The 16,650-nt window shown below is 64.7% G+C and carries 18 protein-coding genes and 1 other RNA gene; 12 read left to right on the forward strand and 7 right to left on the reverse strand.

Features of this window, described 5'->3' with window-relative positions; all coding sequences use genetic code 11:
• The 5 genes from B9Z03_RS28800 to B9Z03_RS28820 all read left to right on the forward strand — a co-directional run bounded on the left by B9Z03_RS28800 (position 1) and on the right by B9Z03_RS28820 (position 7,740).
• Positions 1-2,277, forward strand: coding sequence for a xanthine dehydrogenase family protein molybdopterin-binding subunit (locus B9Z03_RS28800; protein WP_085467394.1), 2,277 nt, complete (start codon positions 1-3; stop codon positions 2,275-2,277).
• Entirely contained in the window at positions 2,274-2,858 is a 585-nt protein-coding gene (locus B9Z03_RS28805) for a hypothetical protein (protein WP_085467395.1), read from the forward strand. The genes B9Z03_RS28800 and B9Z03_RS28805 overlap by 4 nt, the downstream gene beginning before the upstream one ends.
• A gap of 310 nt (positions 2,859-3,168) precedes the next feature.
• The gene (locus tag B9Z03_RS28810; RefSeq protein WP_139832424.1) at positions 3,169-4,314 is read left to right on the forward strand and encodes an efflux RND transporter periplasmic adaptor subunit; all 1,146 of its coding nucleotides are present in this window, start codon (positions 3,169-3,171) and stop codon (positions 4,312-4,314) included.
• Positions 4,315-4,327: 13 nt separating this feature from the next.
• Positions 4,328-7,489, forward strand: coding sequence for an efflux RND transporter permease subunit (locus tag B9Z03_RS28815; RefSeq protein WP_085467396.1), 3,162 nt, complete (start codon positions 4,328-4,330; stop codon positions 7,487-7,489).
• Between the two features lie 92 nt (positions 7,490-7,581).
• Complete coding sequence (locus tag B9Z03_RS28820) at positions 7,582-7,740, forward strand: DUF3309 family protein (protein ID WP_085467397.1); 159 nt, start codon at positions 7,582-7,584, stop codon at positions 7,738-7,740.
• Positions 7,741-7,816: 76 nt separating this feature from the next.
• Here B9Z03_RS28820 and msrB read toward each other — a convergent pair whose 3' ends face one another.
• Positions 7,817-8,218: a peptide-methionine (R)-S-oxide reductase MsrB gene (gene msrB, locus B9Z03_RS28825; RefSeq protein WP_085467398.1), complete on the reverse strand. Its 402-nt coding sequence runs from the start codon at positions 8,216-8,218 to the stop codon at positions 7,817-7,819.
• Positions 8,219-8,383: 165 nt separating this feature from the next.
• On the opposite strand from msrB, the gene B9Z03_RS28830 reads away from it, so the two are divergent.
• Positions 8,384-9,391, forward strand: a complete 1,008-nt coding sequence (locus tag B9Z03_RS28830; protein ID WP_085467399.1) for a serine hydrolase domain-containing protein — start codon at positions 8,384-8,386, stop codon at positions 9,389-9,391.
• Positions 9,392-9,425: 34 nt separating this feature from the next.
• On the opposite strand, the gene B9Z03_RS28835 is transcribed toward B9Z03_RS28830, so the two are convergent.
• Positions 9,426-10,616, reverse strand: a complete 1,191-nt coding sequence (locus tag B9Z03_RS28835; RefSeq protein WP_085467400.1) for a vWA domain-containing protein — start codon at positions 10,614-10,616, stop codon at positions 9,426-9,428.
• 92 nt (positions 10,617-10,708) lie between these two features.
• Between B9Z03_RS28835 and B9Z03_RS28840 the strand changes: the two genes are divergently transcribed.
• A complete protein-coding gene (locus B9Z03_RS28840; RefSeq protein ID WP_085467401.1) occupies positions 10,709-10,963 on the forward strand; it encodes a FitA-like ribbon-helix-helix domain-containing protein in 255 nt (84 codons plus the stop codon).
• Positions 10,960-11,388: a type II toxin-antitoxin system VapC family toxin gene (locus tag B9Z03_RS28845; protein ID WP_085467402.1), complete on the forward strand. Its 429-nt coding sequence runs from the start codon at positions 10,960-10,962 to the stop codon at positions 11,386-11,388. The genes B9Z03_RS28840 and B9Z03_RS28845 overlap by 4 nt, the downstream gene beginning before the upstream one ends.
• Positions 11,389-11,395: 7 nt before the next feature.
• Here the strand turns inward: B9Z03_RS28845 and B9Z03_RS28850 are convergent, their stop codons facing one another.
• Positions 11,396-11,839 carry a GNAT family N-acetyltransferase gene (locus B9Z03_RS28850; RefSeq protein WP_085467403.1) on the reverse strand — a complete coding sequence of 148 codons (444 nt, stop codon included), beginning with the start codon at positions 11,837-11,839 and terminating at the stop codon, positions 11,396-11,398.
• Between the two features lie 112 nt (positions 11,840-11,951).
• Between B9Z03_RS28850 and B9Z03_RS28855 the strand changes: the two genes are divergently transcribed.
• On the forward strand, positions 11,952-13,007 hold the full coding sequence (locus B9Z03_RS28855) for an MBL fold metallo-hydrolase (RefSeq protein WP_244561877.1): 1,056 nt from the start codon (positions 11,952-11,954) through the stop codon (positions 13,005-13,007).
• Positions 13,008-13,016: 9 nt separating this feature from the next.
• Here B9Z03_RS28855 and B9Z03_RS28860 read toward each other — a convergent pair whose 3' ends face one another.
• From B9Z03_RS28860 to B9Z03_RS29645, 4 genes are all read right to left on the reverse strand, one after another.
• Complete coding sequence (locus B9Z03_RS28860; protein WP_085467404.1) at positions 13,017-13,856, reverse strand: AAA family ATPase; 840 nt, start codon at positions 13,854-13,856, stop codon at positions 13,017-13,019.
• Positions 13,857-14,049: 193 nt separating this feature from the next.
• Positions 14,050-14,277: a hypothetical protein gene (locus B9Z03_RS28865; protein ID WP_085467405.1), complete on the reverse strand. Its 228-nt coding sequence runs from the start codon at positions 14,275-14,277 to the stop codon at positions 14,050-14,052.
• Positions 14,278-14,335: 58 nt separating this feature from the next.
• Positions 14,336-14,578, reverse strand: a complete 243-nt coding sequence (locus tag B9Z03_RS28870; protein ID WP_085467406.1) for a hypothetical protein — start codon at positions 14,576-14,578, stop codon at positions 14,336-14,338.
• A 4-nt stretch (positions 14,579-14,582) separates the two neighbouring features.
• The gene (locus tag B9Z03_RS29645; protein ID WP_139832426.1) at positions 14,583-14,786 is read right to left on the reverse strand and encodes a hypothetical protein; all 204 of its coding nucleotides are present in this window, start codon (positions 14,784-14,786) and stop codon (positions 14,583-14,585) included.
• An 86-nt stretch (positions 14,787-14,872) separates the two neighbouring features.
• On the opposite strand from B9Z03_RS29645, the gene ssrS reads away from it, so the two are divergent.
• The 3 genes from ssrS (at position 14,873) to B9Z03_RS28885 (ending at position 16,533) form a co-directional block, all read left to right on the forward strand.
• Positions 14,873-15,029, forward strand: a non-coding RNA gene (gene ssrS / locus B9Z03_RS28875) — 6S RNA.
• 90 nt (positions 15,030-15,119) lie between these two features.
• The gene (locus tag B9Z03_RS28880; protein ID WP_085467407.1) at positions 15,120-15,701 is read left to right on the forward strand and encodes a 5-formyltetrahydrofolate cyclo-ligase; all 582 of its coding nucleotides are present in this window, start codon (positions 15,120-15,122) and stop codon (positions 15,699-15,701) included.
• Positions 15,702-15,708: 7 nt separating this feature from the next.
• Entirely contained in the window at positions 15,709-16,533 is an 825-nt protein-coding gene (locus B9Z03_RS28885) for a TIGR00282 family metallophosphoesterase (protein WP_085467408.1), read from the forward strand.
• Positions 16,534-16,650 lie beyond the last annotated feature (117 nt).

Consider the following 16,650-nt stretch of genomic DNA (forward strand, 5'->3'; position numbering starts at 1 on the left):
ATGGCAAGCATCGGCAAGATCGCACGACGCACCTTCCTGTTCGGCATGGCGGCCGTCGCGGGCGGCGTGGCCGTCGGCTACTACTATTACCGCAGGCCCTACCCGAACCCTCTCGAAGGCGAACTGGCCGAGGGCGAGGTAACCTTCAACCCCTATCTCAAGATCGGCTCCGACAACACGATCACGGTGATCGCGCCGCGCGCAGAGATGGGTCAGGGCATCTCCACCACGCTCGCCGCCTTCGTCGCCGAGGAACTCGACGTGACGCTTGACCGTCTCACAGTCGAGCACGGGCCGCCGTCTTATGCCTATTACAATGCCGCGATGCTCGAAGAAGGCGCCGGCTTCAACTTCTGGGACGATAGCTTCACCGCGGAGACAGTGCGCGGGCTGATGGGCGCGGCGGGCAAGATGCTGGGCCTCCAGGCCACCGGCGGCTCGACCGCGGCGCGCGACGGCTTTGACCGGATGCGTCAGGCCGGTGCGGCGGCGCGCATCATGCTGATCGAGGCCGCTGCCGCCCGGTTGGGCGTGCCCGCGCGCGACCTTGCGACCGACAACGGCACGATCGTCCACAAAGCATCCAACCGCAGCGTTACCTACGGCGAAGTGGCGCTCGACGCCTCGAAACTGACGCCTCCCTCGAAAGTCACGCTGAAGGAGAAGGCGGACTGGAAGCTGCTCGGCAAGCCGCAGAAGCGCGTCGACATGCTGGCGAAGGTTACCGGCGCGCCGATCTTCGGCATCGACGTCCGGCAGCCCGACATGCTGTTCGGAACCGTTCGGATGAGCCCGGTCTTCGGCGCGAAACCCGTCCGCTCGGACACCTCGGCCGCTTCGAAGATGCCCGGCGTCGTCAAGATCGTGCCGATCGAATCGAGCTATGGAAGCGGTTTCGGCGTCATTGCCGAGAACACCTGGGCCGCGTTCAAGGCTGCAGAGGCGATCGATGTCGAGTGGGGCAAGCCGGATTATCCGCTTTCCAACGACGAGATCATGACCCGTATCGCGGACGCCGCCCGAACCGGCGAGGCAAGCGCGATGCGGGACGACGGCGACGTCGATGTCGCCTTCGCCGACGCGCCGCAGGATCGCGTCATCGAGGCGGAATACAGCGTCCCCTACCTGTCGCATGCTCCGATGGAGCCGATGAACTGCACAGCGCAGCTGAAAGACGGCGTCCTAAACGTCTGGGCACCGAACCAGATGCCCGTGCTGGTGCGCTGGTTCTGCTCCGACATCGCCGGCGTGCCGGGCAACAAGACCATGGTGCACACCACCTCCATGGGCGGCGCCTTCGGCCGCCGCGGCGAACTGGACTACGCGCTCTACGCCACCATCCTCGCCAAGGAGACCGATGGGCGCCCGGTGCAGGTGACATGGACCCGCGGGGAGGACATGCGCCGCGGGCCGTTCCGGCCGGCGTCGGTTGGGAAGTTCCGGGCCCGCATCGGCAATGACGGCCTGCCGGTCGCCGTCGACATGCGGGTGGCGGCGCAGAACATGATGGCCTCGCTGATGAGCCGCACCTTCACGTCCCTGCCGGCCGGCGGGTCGGATCCCTCGATCACCGACGGGTCGCGCAACCAGCCCTACACCATCCCCAACTACCGGGTCTCCGAGATCCAGGTGCCGCTTCCCATTCCCGTTACCTTCTGGCGCTCGGTCGGCAATTCCGTGAACGGCTTCTTCCACGAATGCTTCATGGACGAGATCGCTCATGCAGGCGGCATCGATCCGGTCGAGATGCGGCGCAAGCTGATGGTCAACCATCCGGCTGCGCTCGCGGTCGTGAACAAGGTTGCGGAAATGTCCAGCTGGGGCGAGGCCTTGCCGGAAGGCAAGGCAAAGGGTTTCGCCTTTACGCTCTCCTTCGGCAGCTGGTGCGGGCAGGTCATCCAGATCGCCGACACGCCCGCCGGCATCAAGCTGGAGAAGATGTGGATCGCTGTCGAGGTCGGCACGGCCCTCGATCCAGGCATCATCGAGACGCAGATGACCTCCGGCGCGGTCTACGGCCTGTCGGCCGCGATGGGCCAGGCGATCACTTTCGAGGACGGACGGGTCGTTCAGTCCAACTTCCACGATTTCGACGCCATGCGCATCTTCCAGGCGCCGGAATTCGAGGTCGCAATCCTCGAGAATTTCCACCGCATGGGCGGCGCCGGCGAAGTCGGCGTTCCGCCGGCAGCGCCCGCGCTTGCCAACGCGCTTTCCGCGCTCAAGGGCCAGCGCTTCCGCTCCCTGCCGCTGTCGAAGGAGGTCGCGTTCGCATGAGGCTCGCGCGCATAGTGCTGACGGCCGCTGCCATCACCGCGGCCGTCTCAACCGCCTTCGCCCAGGAGACGTCGCCCGCGGTCGATCCCGCCGCCGGCCTCGCCTCGTGGGCCAAGGTCTACGAAGTCTTCTCGCATCCGCGCTGCGCCAACTGCCACGTCGAGGACGACCGTCCGCGCTGGTCGGGCCCCCATTATGGCGCGACACGCGTCCATGCATTCAACGTGCAGCGTGGTGCCGACGGCTCGGGCTTCGGCAATCCCGGCCTGCGCTGCACCACCTGCCATTTCGCGACCAATTCCACCGTGTTGCATGGCCCGCCCGGCGCCGAGAGCTGGCATCTGGCCCCGCCGGAAATGGTCTGGTTCGGCAAGTCGTCCGCCGAAATCTGCGCCCAGATCAAGGATCCCGAGCGCAATGGCGGCCGCACGCTCGACGAGGTCGCCGTGCACGTGCGAGACGACGGCCTCGTCGCCTGGGGTTGGAACCCCGGTCCTGGCCGCGAGCCCGCGCCGGGCTCCGCGCAGGCCACGTTCGAGGCGCTCTCGGCATGGGCGGCCGCCGGCGCGCCGTGTCCATGAGAGCCGCCCACGAAGAAGCCGACCTCGGTCGGCTTCTTTACATTTCTTTACAATTCGCAGGGCTTTTCGAAACACGCAGGCACTAGTATGGCCTTTCGGATACGGGCCGGACTCATGACAGCAAAGTGTCAGGAGCATCGGACGAATGTATCTTTATGACTATATTGCGCTGCAAACTTGGAGTAAGAAACCGCCCGCTCCGTTCCGGATGCGTTTCAGGATTGCAAGATGGCCGATGCGGCCCCACCTGAATGCACGGAGCGGCCGCGACGCGTGACGCGTCTTTCGCCCGATATGGGGATTTTTCGGTATGGCGAAGTTCAGGTTCCACAAAGTCGCGGCTGTTGCCGTGCTCATCGGATTTGCCGCATGGATGGGAACCGGGAGGTTCTCGTCGGTCGGCTCCGCATCGACGGAGACGGAGGCCGCGCAGGGCGAGGCAAAGCCGGCGACCGCGGAGGCCGCGCCCAAGGCGCCGCGCACCGTCGCAGTGGTGACCCCGCCCCATATCCAGCATGAGCGGGCGATCCGCCTCTCCGGCCAGACCCAGGCCGACAAGCGGGCGGTGCTCGCGACGCGCGCGGCCGGCATCATCGAGCAGCTCACCGTCAAGCAGGGCGACAAGGTCGCGGCCGGCCAGACCATCCTGGTGCTGAACGCCGAGGACAAGCCCGCTATGGTCGAGACCGCAAAACAGCTGGTCAAGCAGCGGCAGGCCGAGCTGGAGGCCGCGCAGCGGCTGGCCAAGACCGGCACACTCGCCAAGCTCAGCCTCGACACGGCCGTCTCGGCTCTTGCCCAGGCGGAATCCCAGCTCAAGGCTGCCCAGGCCGATCTCGACCGCCTCACCATCGTCGCCCCGTTCGCCGGCATCGTCGACAGCGTCGACGTCGAGCTCGGCAGCGCGGTCGCGCAGGGCGCCCAGATCGCCACGCTGCTCAGCCTCGATCCCGTCGTGGTGAAGGGCGAGGTGAGCGAGCGCGACCTGACCTACATCAAGGCCAACGACAAGGCCGATGCCGTTCTGGTCAATGGCGAACGCGTCACCGGCACCGTGCGCTACATCAGCCGCGAGGCCGCCGCGGCGACGCGCACCTTCCGCGTCGAGGTGGCGATCCCCAATGCGGACGAGCGCATTCCCGCCGGCATGACGGCCGAGATCACCGTGCGCGCAGCACCCGCCGACGCCGTGATCCTGCCGCGCTCGGTGGTGACGCTCAGCGCCAATGGCGACCTCGGCATCCGCGCGGTCGACAAGGATGGCAAGATCGTCTTCTACCCGATCGACCTCATGGACGACCTGACCAACGGTCTGGTTCTCGGCGGCGTTCCGAAGGATGCGCGCATCGTCGTGGCCGGCCAGGATCTGGTCACCGAGGGCGACATCGTCAACCCGGTCACCGCCGACGAGCAGCTCATCAAGAAGCTGGTCGGCGAAGTCGCCGGCACCAATTGAGCGGCGCCCGGTCATGGATATCGTCAAGCTTGCCATCCGCAACGCGCGGCTGACGCTTTCGGTCCTCGTTTTCCTCGTCATCGCGGGCGCGCTCGCCTATCGCGCGGTGCCGAAGGAGGCCGAGCCAGACGTCGCGATTCCAATCATCTACGTGAGCCTCGCCTACCAGGGCATCTCGCCGGAGGATTCCGAACGCCTGCTGCTGCGACCGGTCGAAACACAGCTGAAGAGCCTGAAGGGCCTGAAGGAAATGCGCTCCGCCGCCTACCAGGGCGGCGGCTACGTGCTGGTCGAGTTCGACCCCTCGACGGACCTGTCGGACGCGCTGATCGATGTGCGCAACAAGGTGCAGGACGCCAAGCAGGATATTCCCGAAGGCGCCGAGGAGCCGACCGTCAACGAGGTCAACGTCTCCGAATTCCCCGTCCTTGTCGTAACGCTGTCGGGCGACGTGCCGGAGCGCGTGCTCACGGTCGCGGCCAAGTCGCTGCGCGACAAGATCGAGGAGGTCCCGGGCGTCCTCGAGGGCACCATTCAGGGTTCCCGTGAAGAACTGGTCGAGGCGATCATCGACCCGGTCAAGCTCTCCTCCTACGGCCTGAGACTCGACCAGCTCATCCAGGGCGTCGGCGCGTCGAACAGCCTCGTCGCCGCCGGTGCGCTGGAAGGCAGCGAAGGCAAATACGCCATCAAGGTACCGGCGCTGATCGAGACGCCGGAAGACGTGGCGCGCCTGCCGGTCGTGGCCAACAACAACGCGGTGGTGCGGGTGCAAGACCTTGCCACCGTCCGCTCCACCTTCAAGGACGCCGAGACGATCACGCGGCTCGACGGCAAGCCCGCCATCGCCATCGAGGTGAAGAAGCGCATCGGCGCCAACATCGTCGAGACGATCGAGGGCGCAAAGCACGTCGCCGACGAATTCCTCAAGACGGCGCCTCCAGGCATGGAGGTCACCTACACGCAGGACAAGTCCGTCTTCGTCAACCAGCTCCTGAACGACCTGCAGAATCACGTGCTGATTGCCGTGATCCTGGTCTTCATCGTCATCCTCTACGCGCTCTCCGGTCGCGCCTCGCTGCTGATCGGCCTCGCGATCCCGTCCTCGTTCCTGATGGGCATCCTGGCGCTGGCGCTGATGGGCTACACGATCAACATGATCGTGCTGTTCTCGCTGATCCTGGCGGTCGGCATGCTGGTCGACGACGCGATCATCGTCACCGAATATGCCGAGCGGCGCATGTCCGAGGGCGCGCCGAAGGAGCTTGCGTTCGAGGAGGCCGCCAAGCGCATGGCAGGTCCCGTGATCGCGGCCACCATGACCCGCATCGCCGCCTTCTCGCCGCTGCTCTTCTGGCCCGGCATCATCGGCGACTTCATGAAATACCTGCCGATCACGCTCATCGTCACGCTTGCAGCTTCGATGGCCTATGCGTTGATCTTCGCGCCGACCCTGGGCGCGATCTTCGCCAAGGCGCCTGAGCATCCGGAGGAGCACGGCCGCGACGGCCTCTACATGGCCGTCGTCAACAAGGCGGTGCACTATCCCATCACTGCCCTGATCCTGACTGTGGCGCTGCTCGGCGGCGGCATGTGGTCCTACGTGAAGTTCGGCAACGGCGTGGAGTTCTTCCCCACCGTCGAGCCGGACTACGGCCTGCTCTACGTGCATGCCCGCGGCAACCTGTCGCTCGCCGAGATGGATGCGGCGACCCGCGAGGCCGAAAACCGGCTGCTCGGCTGGCCGGGCGTCAAATCGGTCTACACCCGCGCCGGCAAGTCGCGCGGCGGCGGGCAGGATATCCCCGAAGATGTCGTCGGCGTGATCCAGTACGAGTTCGTCGACTGGCGGGAACGCAAGTCCGCGCATGAGATCCTGGATGAGTTGCGTGTGAAGATGGCGGGCATTCCCGGCGTCGATGTCGAGGTGCGCGTGCCTGATGCCGGCCCGCCGACCGGCAAGCCCATCCAGGTCCGCCTCTCGGCGGTCAATCCCGAGGGCCTCAACGAATACGCCGCCAAGGTCGCGGCCGAGGTCGCCAAGGTGCCGGGCGTCATCGACATTTCCGATGGCTTGCCGCCGCCGGGCATCGACTGGGCGCTTGAGGTCGACCGTTCGAAGGCTGCTCAATACGGCATCTCGCCGATCGCCGTCGGCACGGTCGTGCAGCTCGTCACGACCGGCCTGAAACTGACTGACTATCGCCCGGCCGGCGCGGACGACGCGGTCGACATCCGGCTGCGTCTGCCGGAAGACCGGCGCACGCTCGCCTCGCTCGACCAGCTGCGGATCGAAACCGCACAGGGCTCCGTTCCGATCTCGAACTTCGTCTCGCGCAAGCCGGAGCAGACCGTCGGCATCCTCAATCGCATCGACGCCAAGCGCACGATATCCGTGCAGGGCAATGTCGCCTCCGGATTCCAGGTCGCGGCCGTACAGGCCGAGGTGTCGAAGGTCGTCGCGGGCATGGAGCAGCCGGGCATCGAGTGGAAGCTGGCCGGCTCCAACGAGGACAGCGAGGAGGCCGGAGCGTTCCTGGTGAATGCCTTCGGCGCGGCGATGTTCCTGATCTTCCTCGTGCTGCTCGCGCAGTTCAACAAGTTCACCAGCGTCGTGCTCGTGCTCACCTGCGTGGTCATGGCGGTCATCGGCGCGCTGCTCGGCATGCTTTTGACCGGCCAGGCCTTCGTCATCGTCATGTCGGGCATCGGCATGATCGCGCTGGCGGGTGTCGTCGTGAACAACAACATCGTGCTGATCGACACCTACGACCGGCTGCGGGACGAGGGCTGGGAAAAGCTCGACGCCGTGCTCGAGACCTGCCGCCAGCGTGCGCGCCCGGTCGTGCTGACCGCGCTCTCCGCGATCCTCGGCGTGCTGCCGATCGCCTTCGGCCTCGGTCTGGAGATCTTCCACCACGAGACGACGATCAACGCACCTTCGACCCAGTGGTGGATTGCGCTCTCGTCGGCGATTGTCTTCGGCCTGTCCTTCGCGACCGTGCTGACGCTGATCGTCACGCCGTCGATGCTGATGGTGTTCACCCGCGACAAGCATCGCAAGAGACGCGGCTGGCTATCGCGGCTGTTCCGCCGCAAGGGCGATACGGTCCCCGAAGTGCCAGCCGGCACGCCGGACCTGCCGGCAATGCCTTACCCGAAGGCGGCGGAATAGCCGGCGAAGGACGAAAAGCGGGCGCCGGAACAAAATTCGGCGCCCGTGCATTGTGATCCCATTCAGAGATTTTTCTCGGAAGGGGTAATCACATGACGCTCAGCACTATCCTTCTCATCATCCTGATCCTGATCCTGCTCGGCGCGATCCCCGCCTGGCCCTACTCCCGAGGTTGGGGCTACGGGCCCTCCGGCATCGTCGGCGTGATCCTCGTGATCCTGATCATACTGGTGCTGATGGGACGGATCTGATCCGCGATCGAAACTGATCCAACGAAAACGCCGCCCAAAACCATGGGCGGCGTCTTTTTGATCTTCCCGCTCGACGTCAGGCCGGCTCGAATTCCAGCGCGACGCCGTTGATGCAGTAGCGCTGGTAGGTCGGCGGCGGCCCGTCCGGGAAGACATGGCCGAGATGGCTGCCGCAGGTCGCGCAATGCACCTCGGTGCGCACCATGCCGTGGCTACGGTCGGTCGTCGTCTCCACCGAGCCCGGCAGCGGGTCATTGAAGCTCGGCCAGCCGGTACCGCTTTCAAACTTCAGCGTCGATTCGAACAGCGGCGTGTCGCAGCCGACGCATTTGAACGTGCCCTGCCGCTTCTCGTAAAGCAGCGCGCAACTGCCCGGCCGCTCCGTCCCATGCTCGCGCATGATGTAATACTGCTCCGGCGTCAATTTCGCACGCCACTCGGAATCCGTTCGGGTGACGGGATAGGTGTGGATGTCCATGAGATTCTCCATCGGGCGCTGTCGCTCCAATATGGGTATTTCGGGCGCCGCCGGCAATGCGCAGCCGACTGCCGAAGGTTTCGTGCCAAGCGGACCGCAGCCGACGACATGAATTTGCCTTCGACTGCCGCCACTCAAGGCCTACCTGAAATCGCGAGGTGGTCGGTGCGGAAGATTTTCTGGTTTCTCCTTTGCCTCGCGGTCGGACTCGCAGCGCAAGGCGCAAGCGCCGATCCGTGGGAAACCGTCGAGCCGGAGGCCGCCGGCTGGTCCGCGAGCGCGCTCGCGGAGGCCCGGACAACTTCACTCGCCTTAAAGCCGACCGCTCTCCTGATCGTGCAGGATGGCAAGGTTGTCGCGAGTTGGGGCGATATCTCCAGGCGCGTCAACGTCGCTTCCGTTCGCAAAAGCCTGCTGAGCGCGCTTTACGGCATCGCCGTGTCCGAAGGGCGCATCGATCTCGGCAGCACGCTCGCCCAGCTGGACATCGACGACACACCGCCTCGCCTCACTGCGACCGAGAAGCAGGCCACGGTGCGCGATCTGCTGATGTCTCGCTCCGGCATCTACCATCCGGCAGCGTATGAGACCGCCGACATCAAGCGCAAGCGGCCTCCGCGGGGCAGCCATGAGCCCGGCTCGTTCTGGTTCTACAACAACTGGGACTTCAACGCCCTGGGTACGATCTATCGGAAGCAGACCGGCGAGGACATATTCCAGAGCTTCGAGAGGCGGATCGCCCGGCCACTCCAGATGGAGGATTTCTCCGCACGCGACGGCGAGTATGTCACGGAGAAAGCGTCCGAGCATCCAGCCTACCCCTTCCGCCTCAGCGCACGCGATGCGGCGCGTTTCGGTCAGCTTTTCCTCGACGGCGGGCGATTGGACGGCAGCCAGGTCGTGCCGGCCGCCTGGGTCAGGGAGGCGACGACTGCATACTCCTTCACGAAGCGCGGCCGGCAGGGATACGGCTATATGTGGTGGTCGCTGCCGTCCGACGTTTGGGGCGAAAATGCCGCCTATGCCGCGGGCTATGGCGGTCAGGTCATTGCATTCCTGCCGTCGAAGCGGCTGGTCGTTGTCCAGACAGTAGACCTGCGGCAGAACCCGAAGGGCATCCGAACCAGCAGCTTCCTCGACCTCCTCAGGAAGATCGCCGCCGCGGCTCCGTAAAGCTCAACCTCTGAAAAGGGCGTCTGCTGCCCGCTCAATGCTTCCGCGACAATTCCTTCGTCGCGCTCTCCAAGCCCTGCAGCGTCAGCGGATACATCCGGTCCGTGAAGATGTCGCGGATCATCTGGATCGAGTGGGTATAGCCCCAGTGCTTCTGCTGCACCGGATTGATCCAGATCGCGTTCGGCCAGTGCTGGATGACGCGGTTCAGCCAGACGATGCCGGCCTCGGGATTCCAGTGCTCGACCGAGCCGCCAGCGGTGGCGATCTCGTAGGGACTCATCGAGGCGTCGCCGACGAAGATCACCTTGTAGTCGGGACCGTATTTATGCAGCACATCGAAGGTCGGCGTCACCTCGTGGTGCCTGCGGCGGTTGTCCTTCCAAACGCCCTCGTAAAGGCAGTTGTGGAAGTAGAAGAATTCCAGCTGCCGGAACTCCGTGCGCGCCGCCGAGAACAACTCCTCGACCACCTTGATGTGGTCGTCCATCGAGCCGCCGACGTCGAAGAACATCAAGAGCTTCACCGCATTGCGCCGCTCCGGCCGCGTCTGCACGTCGAGGTAGCCATGCTCGGCCGTGGCATGGATCGTGCCGGGGATGTCCAGCTCCTCGTCCGCACCCTCGCGCACCCAGCGGCGCAGCCGCTTCAGCGCCACCTTGATGTTGCGCGTGCCGAGCTCGACCGTGTCGTCGAAGTTCCTGAACTCGCGCTTGTCCCACACCTTCACCGCGCGGCGGTTGCGGCTCTCGTGTTGGCCGATCCGTACGCCTTCCGGGTTGTAGCCATAGGCGCCGAAGGGCGACGTGCCAGCCGTGCCGATCCACTTCGAGCCGCCCTGGTGCCGGCCCTTCTGCTCCTCCAGGCGCTTCTTCAGCGTCTCCATCAGCTTGTCGAACCCGCCCAGCGCCTCGACCAGCTTCTTTTCCTCCTCGGTCAGGTGTTTTTCCGCGAGCTTGCGCAGCCATTCCTCCGGCAGGTTGGCAATGTCGATGCCTCCTTCGCCCGACAACGCTTCCAGCCCCTTGAACACATGCCCGAACACCTGGTCGAACCGGTCGATGTGCCGCTCGTCCTTCACCAGAGCGGCGCGCGCCAGATAATAGAAGCCCTCGACATCATAGGTGACGAGATCGGCCTCCATCCCCTCCAGCAGGGTCAGATATTCCCGCAGCGACACCGGAACGCGCGCAGCCTTGAGCTCGAGGAAGAAGGGAATGAACATGGGGGCACTCTGGTCGGTCAGCCGGCCAAATGCAAGGCAGTCGACCGACTGCTAGCAAAATGCTAGCATGACCCCGAAAAGGGAGTTCCGAGATGGCTAGCCTGCACGTGAGAAACGTCGACGACGAGATCGTCGAGCGGCTCAAGGGACGAGCGAAACGGAATGGTCGCTCGGCCGAAGCGGAGCACCGGGAGATTCTGAAACGCGCTTTGGAATGGGAGAAAGCGCCCGAACCCAAGGACGGAATGAGCTGGGACGAGCGGGCGGCACGCTTGAGAGAATTGACCAAAGGGCGGGTTCAAACGCCCTCCGAAATCCTGCTCCGTGAATCTAGGGACGAGCGTTGAGCACGCTGGTTGTCGATGCTAGCGTCGCGATAAAGTGGATAATCACGGAGGAGGACAGCCCGCGCGCCTTGTCGCTCAGGCCACGCTACAGCATCATCGCGCCTCAGCTTATCTATGCCGAGTGTACCAACATCATATGGAAGAAAGCGCGGCGCGGTGAAATCCTGAGTTCTATGGTTGGCGAGTACGCCGACGTCGTAGCCGATCTGGACATCAACACCGCGTCGCTGCGGGGCTTGACTACACAGGCCTCCAGACTATCGCAAATCCACGATCACCCGACCTATGACTGCTTCTATCTCGCGCTGGCTCTGACCGAGGGCTGCCTGATGGTGACGGCGGATCAGTCGTTCTACCGCAAACTGTGGCAGTCGGGGCGTCCGGAGCGGGAGGCGTGCGTCCTGCTGCGGGACGTGGACATCTAGGTGACCACTACCTCTCATACTCGATAAACCCCGTCCTCCTCGCGATCCGGTCATACAGCTGCCGCGCCGTCGTATTCGTCTCGTGCGTCATCCAGTAGACATTGGTGATGCCCTGCCGGTCGGCCTCGGAATACACCGCCTCGATCAGCCTGCGCCCTACGCCCGTGCCGCGCACATCCGGGTCGGCGTAGAGGTCCTGCAGGTAGCAGTTGTTTTTCGCCGACCAGCAGGTGCGGTGGAGGATGTAGTGGACGAGGCCGGCCGCGCGGCCGTCGACCAGCGCGATAAATCCGTTCGGCTCATATTCACCAGGATCGAACAGCCGCTTCCACGTCGTCGCGTAGGTCTCTTCCGGCAGTTCGGTTTTGTAGAAGGTCAGGTAATCGGTCCACAGACGCTTCCAGTCGGCATGGTCGGACTGGCGCAAAGGGCGGATTTCGACGCTCGGCATGGCTGCTCCTGATCCTTGGCAATGCAATTCGCTGGTTGTCAGCGGCCCTGAGCACAGCTAAGCCGGACCGCGAAAACCCCGCAAGAGACGTGCGACGGCAAAGGATGGTCCAGTGCTGAAGAAGACCGAGGCGGCAACGGACGACGGACTCCACTTTCCATGGGCGGAGCCGCCGGCCGGCGAGGCCTATGTCGAAGTGGCCCCCGGCATCCTCTGGTTCAGGATTCCGCTGCCGTTCCGGCTTGATCACGTCAACATCTACCTGATCGAGGACGGCGACGGCTGGGCGGTGCTCGACACGGGCATTTCCAACCAGGCCACGCGCGACGCCTGGGAGCGGATCGTCTCCGGTCCGCTTGCAGGCCGCCGGCTGACGCGACTGATCGTCTCGCACTTCCATCCCGACCATATCGGACTGGCGGGCTGGCTGTGCGAGCGGTTCGAGATCCCGCTGCTCACCAGCCAGACAGGCTATCTCGGCTGCATCAACATTTCGCTCAGCCCCAACGCCGTGGGCGAGAAGCCCTACCAGGATTTCTACCGTTCGCACGGCATGTCGCTGGAGACGGCGCAACTCGTCGCCACGCACGGCAATGGCTACTTGCGCATGGTCTCGCCGCTGCCGCCGACATTCCGCCGGCTGGTCGCCGGCGACGTCATCGACATCGGTGGCCGCGAGTTCGAGGTGCTTTCTGCCGACGGCCACGCCCCGGAACAGCTGATGCTCTATCTCGCCGAGGAGAACGTGTTCCTGGCATCGGATCAGGTTCTGGCGAAGATCACGCCGAATGTCAGCGTCTGGGCGGTCGAGCCGGAAGGCGATCCGCTCGGGCTCTACATCCGGTCGCTGCGCGTTATCGAAAACGCGATTCCGGGCGATGCGCTGGTGCTCCCCGGACATCAGCTGCCGTTCTACGGCCTGCACGAGCGGGCGCGCCAGCTCGCCGCCCACCATGCCGAACGCTGCGAGCGTATTGCCAAGGCATGCGGGGAAGGCGCGAAATCCGTGGCGGACCTTGTCCCCGTCCTCTTTCCCCGCCAGCTCGACCCGCACCAGCTCAGCTTCGCATTCAGCGAAACCCACGCCCATGTGAACTATATGGTCGGGCGGCGCGAACTCGTCTGGGATCGCGCGGAGCCCGAACGGCTCCGCGTCATGCTTGCCTGATCGGGAAGGTCAGACGCTGCGCCGTGCCATGAAGGCCAGCCGCTCGAACAGGTGAACGTCCTGCTCGTTCTTCAGCAGCGCGCCGTGCAGCTTGGGCAGGGCGTTCTTCGGATCGGAACGCAGCGTCTCCGGGTCGACGTCGTCGGCGACGAGCAGCCGGATCCAGTCGAGCGCCTCCGAGGTCGACGGCTTCTTCTTCAGCCCCGGCATCTCGCGCACCTCGTAGAACTGGGTCAGCGCCGCGCGCACCAGGTTCTGCTTGATGCCCGGATAGTGCACGTCGACGATCTTCTGCAGCGTGTCGACCTCGGGGAAGCGGATGTAATGGAAGAAGCAGCGGCGCAGGAATGCGTCCGGCAGCTCCTTCTCGTTGTTCGAGGTGATGATGACGATCGGGCGGTTTTCGGCACGGACCGTCTCGCCGGTCTCGTAGACGAAGAACTCCATCCGGTCGAGTTCCTGCAAAAGGTCGTTCGGAAACTCGATGTCGGCCTTGTCGATCTCGTCGATCAAAAGCACCACCTTGCGGTCGGTAGCGAACGCCTCCCAGAGCTTGCCCTTCTTGATATAGTTGCGGATGTCGTTGAACCGCTCGTCGCCGAGCTGGCTGTCGCGCAGGCGCGACACGGCGTCGTATTCGTAGAGGCCCTGCTGCGCCTTGGTCGTCGACTTGACATGCCATTCGATCAGGTCGAGCCCCAGCGCGGCGGCCACCTGGCGCGCGAGCTCCGTCTTGCCGGTGCCCGGCTCCCCCTTCACAAGCAGCGGCCGTTCCAGCGCGATCGAGGCATTCACCGCGACCATGAGATCCTTGTCCGCGACATAGGCCGCCGTTCCTTCAAAACGCATCCGTCACCATCCAGTCGATTGAGCCGGCGCGACAGTAGGGACAGCGGCAAGAGAGGGCAAGCGTCCGGCTTTCGAACGCGGATAAGAAAAGCCGCTCTGCGCGGCGTTTCCGGCCCGAAAGACGCGAAACGCCCGCGCCTCGACGGAGGCACGGGCGTTTTCGGGTGATCGGGTCGGGCCTGCGCCCGACCGGTCAGCGGCCCGAATAGTTCTGGTTCAGGTTGATCAGGAAGCCGTCGGCACCCGGAACGGTAGCGTTCTGATGCGAGGAGACCGAGAAGCCGGCTCCAACCGGGGCCGTGCCAGCGTTCTGGACGTTCTGCGCGAAGGCGTCGCTGTAGATCAGTGCGGGAGCTTCCTGCGCGGCGGCGACACCGGAGAGGCCGAGGACGGCGACGGAAGCGAGGAGGAACTTGTTCATGGAGGATACCTTTCAGGTGAATGAGTGAACGGGCCTGCGGATCAGGCCGTGGGGGGCCTTAGCGGCCGCCCTGGTAGTTCGGGTTGTTGCGGATGTCGCTTATGGTCTGCCCGGCGCTCTGGACAAGCACGCTTGCATTGCGCTGCGACGTGATGGTCAGGCCGCGGTCGGCCGACGGAGTGCCGGCGTTCTGGACGTTCTGCGCGAAGGAGTCGCTATAGATCAGAGCAGGGGCTTCCTGCGCGGCGGCGACGCCCGAGAGGCTCAGCACGGCAGCCGAGGCGATGAGGAACTTTCGCATTGATTTATCCCTTTTTTGCTGCGAGGCCTCCCGACATTTCGGCAAAGCCTTCGTCTTTCTTGAAATCGAGGCGGCGATAGGTGCGTCGTCCGATGATGCTCAGATGGGCCGGGCCGGGCTGACTTTCAAAACAACAGAAAGGGAAACAAGGTTGACGATCCGATCGCGATTTCGTGACCGGATTTCCCTTGAAAAACAGAGTGTTCACCAACCGTCGCTCCTGACGCAGGGGGAGCTGGTTCAAGGTTTCGCAAACGTCTGGCGGTCACGACCCGGAAGGCTTATATTGGCTTTGACGGTCTGCGCTTCACGGCAGGAGTAACACTTCCCCGGGGCCTTATTGATCCCAAGGGAGCTGTCCCTGAGGAGACCCGTGGGTCTCTTCATACGGCGCCCACCTACTTTGTAGGCACCCGGGATCAACCTCTCCACCGGTCTGCGTGGATCGTCGCTTTCCCTTCGCTAATCCGCACAACGAAGTCGCATGCCGGCTGTCCCGCGCGGCCGGAGGATGGATATTGTCTGGCGAGGAGGGACCGTCATGGACAATCGCGCGATCAAGAAGAGGCTCCGTCAGGACGCGCTCGCCCGGCGCGATGCGCTGCCGCCGGAATGGCGGATCGAGGCCTCCCTTGGCATGGCGGACAGAGCCGGCGAGATCGGCGTCGAGCCGGGCGCTGTCGTCTCCGGCTTCTGGCCGATGCGCTCCGAGGTCGACATCCGCCCGCTGATGTTCGCCCTGCGCGAGCTCGGCGGCCGCCTCTGCCTCCCCGCGATCCTCGACAAGGAGACGATCGTCTTCCGCGAACTCGTCCGCGGCGCATCATTGATCGACATGGGGTTCGGCACCGCCGGTCCGGGCCCGGAGGCCGAAGTGCTCCAGCCGACCCTCATGCTCGTGCCGCTCGCCGCCTTCGACAAGCGCGGCCACCGCATCGGCTATGGGGCGGGGTATTACGACCGCGCGATCGCACGCCTCCAGGCCGGCTCGCGTCCGCCACGCCTGATCGGCATCGCCTTCGATTGCCAGGAGGTCGAAAAGGTCCCCGACGAGCCTCACGACATCGTCATTCCCGAATTCCTGACCGAATCCGGCTTGCGCAGCTTCGCGCCGGCTCTATAGAAGCCGGATGCGTCTTCTCTTTCTGGGCGACATGGTGGGCAGGACGGGCCGCACGGCGGTCTGGGAACGCCTTCCCGGTCTCATCTCCGACTTCCGGCTCGATTTCGTCATCGTCAACGGCGAGAACGCTGCCGGCGGCTTCGGCATCACCGAAGAGATATTCCAGGAGACCTTGCGGGCCGGCGCCGACGTCGTCACCACCGGCAACCATGTCTGGGACCAGCGCGAGGCGCTGGCGTTTGCGCCGCGCGAGGAACGTTTTCTGCGGCCTGCCAATTTCCCGAAGGGCACGCCGGGTCGCGGCTCTGGCGTCTACATCGCAAAGAACGGCGCCCGCGTGATGGTCTCCAACATCATGGGCCGGGTCTTCATGCATCCCGAGCTCGACGATCCGTTCGTCGCCGGTGAGCGCGAGCTCGCGGCCTGCCCACTCGGCGAGCAGGCGGACGCGGTGGTGATCGACTTTCACGCCGAGGCGACCTCGGAGAAGATGTGCTTCGCCCATTTCGTCGATGGACGCGCCAGTCTCGTCGTCGGCACCCACACGCACTGCCCCACCGCCGACCACCAGATCCTCAACGGCGGCACGGCATACCTGTCCGATGCCGGCATGTGCGGCGACTACGATTCCTCGCTCGGCATGGACAAGGAGGAGCCGCTCAACCGCTTCCTGTCCAAGGTGCCCAAGGGCCGCTTCGAGGCTGCGACCGGCCCCGCCACGATCTGCGGCGTCGGCGTGGAGATTTCCGATCGCACTGGCCTCGCCGAGAAGATAGGCCTGCTGCGGCAGGGTCCCCGCCTCGAGGAAACCCTTCCCTCCTTCTGGATCTGAACGGTCGCGCCGCGACTGAAAGCCCCTCCGAGAATTTCCTCGATGTAGGAGTTTCTCCTACATTGACGTTTGCCGGGACGCTCCCTACTTCTCCCGGCAACCCTCACCGCGCGCCCC

The sequence above is a fragment of the Mesorhizobium australicum genome, from assembly GCF_900177325.1.
GTDB classification, from domain to species: Bacteria; Pseudomonadota; Alphaproteobacteria; order Rhizobiales; family Rhizobiaceae; genus Mesorhizobium_A; species Mesorhizobium_A australicum_A.

Coding starts and splice junctions, on each gene's coding strand:
- B9Z03_RS28800 (WP_085467394.1), top strand. CDS start 1: ATGGCAAGCATCGGCAAGATCGCACGACGCACCTTCCTGTTCGGCATG.
- B9Z03_RS28805 (WP_085467395.1), top strand. CDS start 2,274: ATGAGGCTCGCGCGCATAGTGCTGACGGCCGCTGCCATCACCGCGGCC.
- B9Z03_RS28810 (WP_139832424.1), top strand. CDS start 3,169: ATGGCGAAGTTCAGGTTCCACAAAGTCGCGGCTGTTGCCGTGCTCATC.
- B9Z03_RS28815 (WP_085467396.1), top strand. CDS start 4,328: ATGGATATCGTCAAGCTTGCCATCCGCAACGCGCGGCTGACGCTTTCG.
- B9Z03_RS28820 (WP_085467397.1), top strand. CDS start 7,582: ATGACGCTCAGCACTATCCTTCTCATCATCCTGATCCTGATCCTGCTC.
- msrB (WP_085467398.1), bottom strand. CDS start 8,218: ATGGACATCCACACCTATCCCGTCACCCGAACGGATTCCGAGTGGCGT.
- B9Z03_RS28835 (WP_085467400.1), bottom strand. CDS start 10,616: ATGTTCATTCCCTTCTTCCTCGAGCTCAAGGCTGCGCGCGTTCCGGTG.
- B9Z03_RS28840 (WP_085467401.1), top strand. CDS start 10,709: ATGGCTAGCCTGCACGTGAGAAACGTCGACGACGAGATCGTCGAGCGG.
- B9Z03_RS28850 (WP_085467403.1), bottom strand. CDS start 11,839: ATGCCGAGCGTCGAAATCCGCCCTTTGCGCCAGTCCGACCATGCCGAC.
- B9Z03_RS28860 (WP_085467404.1), bottom strand. CDS start 13,856: ATGCGTTTTGAAGGAACGGCGGCCTATGTCGCGGACAAGGATCTCATG.
- B9Z03_RS28865 (WP_085467405.1), bottom strand. CDS start 14,277: ATGAACAAGTTCCTCCTCGCTTCCGTCGCCGTCCTCGGCCTCTCCGGT.
- B9Z03_RS28870 (WP_085467406.1), bottom strand. CDS start 14,578: ATGCGAAAGTTCCTCATCGCCTCGGCTGCCGTGCTGAGCCTCTCGGGC.
- B9Z03_RS28880 (WP_085467407.1), top strand. CDS start 15,120: ATGGACAATCGCGCGATCAAGAAGAGGCTCCGTCAGGACGCGCTCGCC.
- B9Z03_RS28885 (WP_085467408.1), top strand. CDS start 15,709: ATGCGTCTTCTCTTTCTGGGCGACATGGTGGGCAGGACGGGCCGCACG.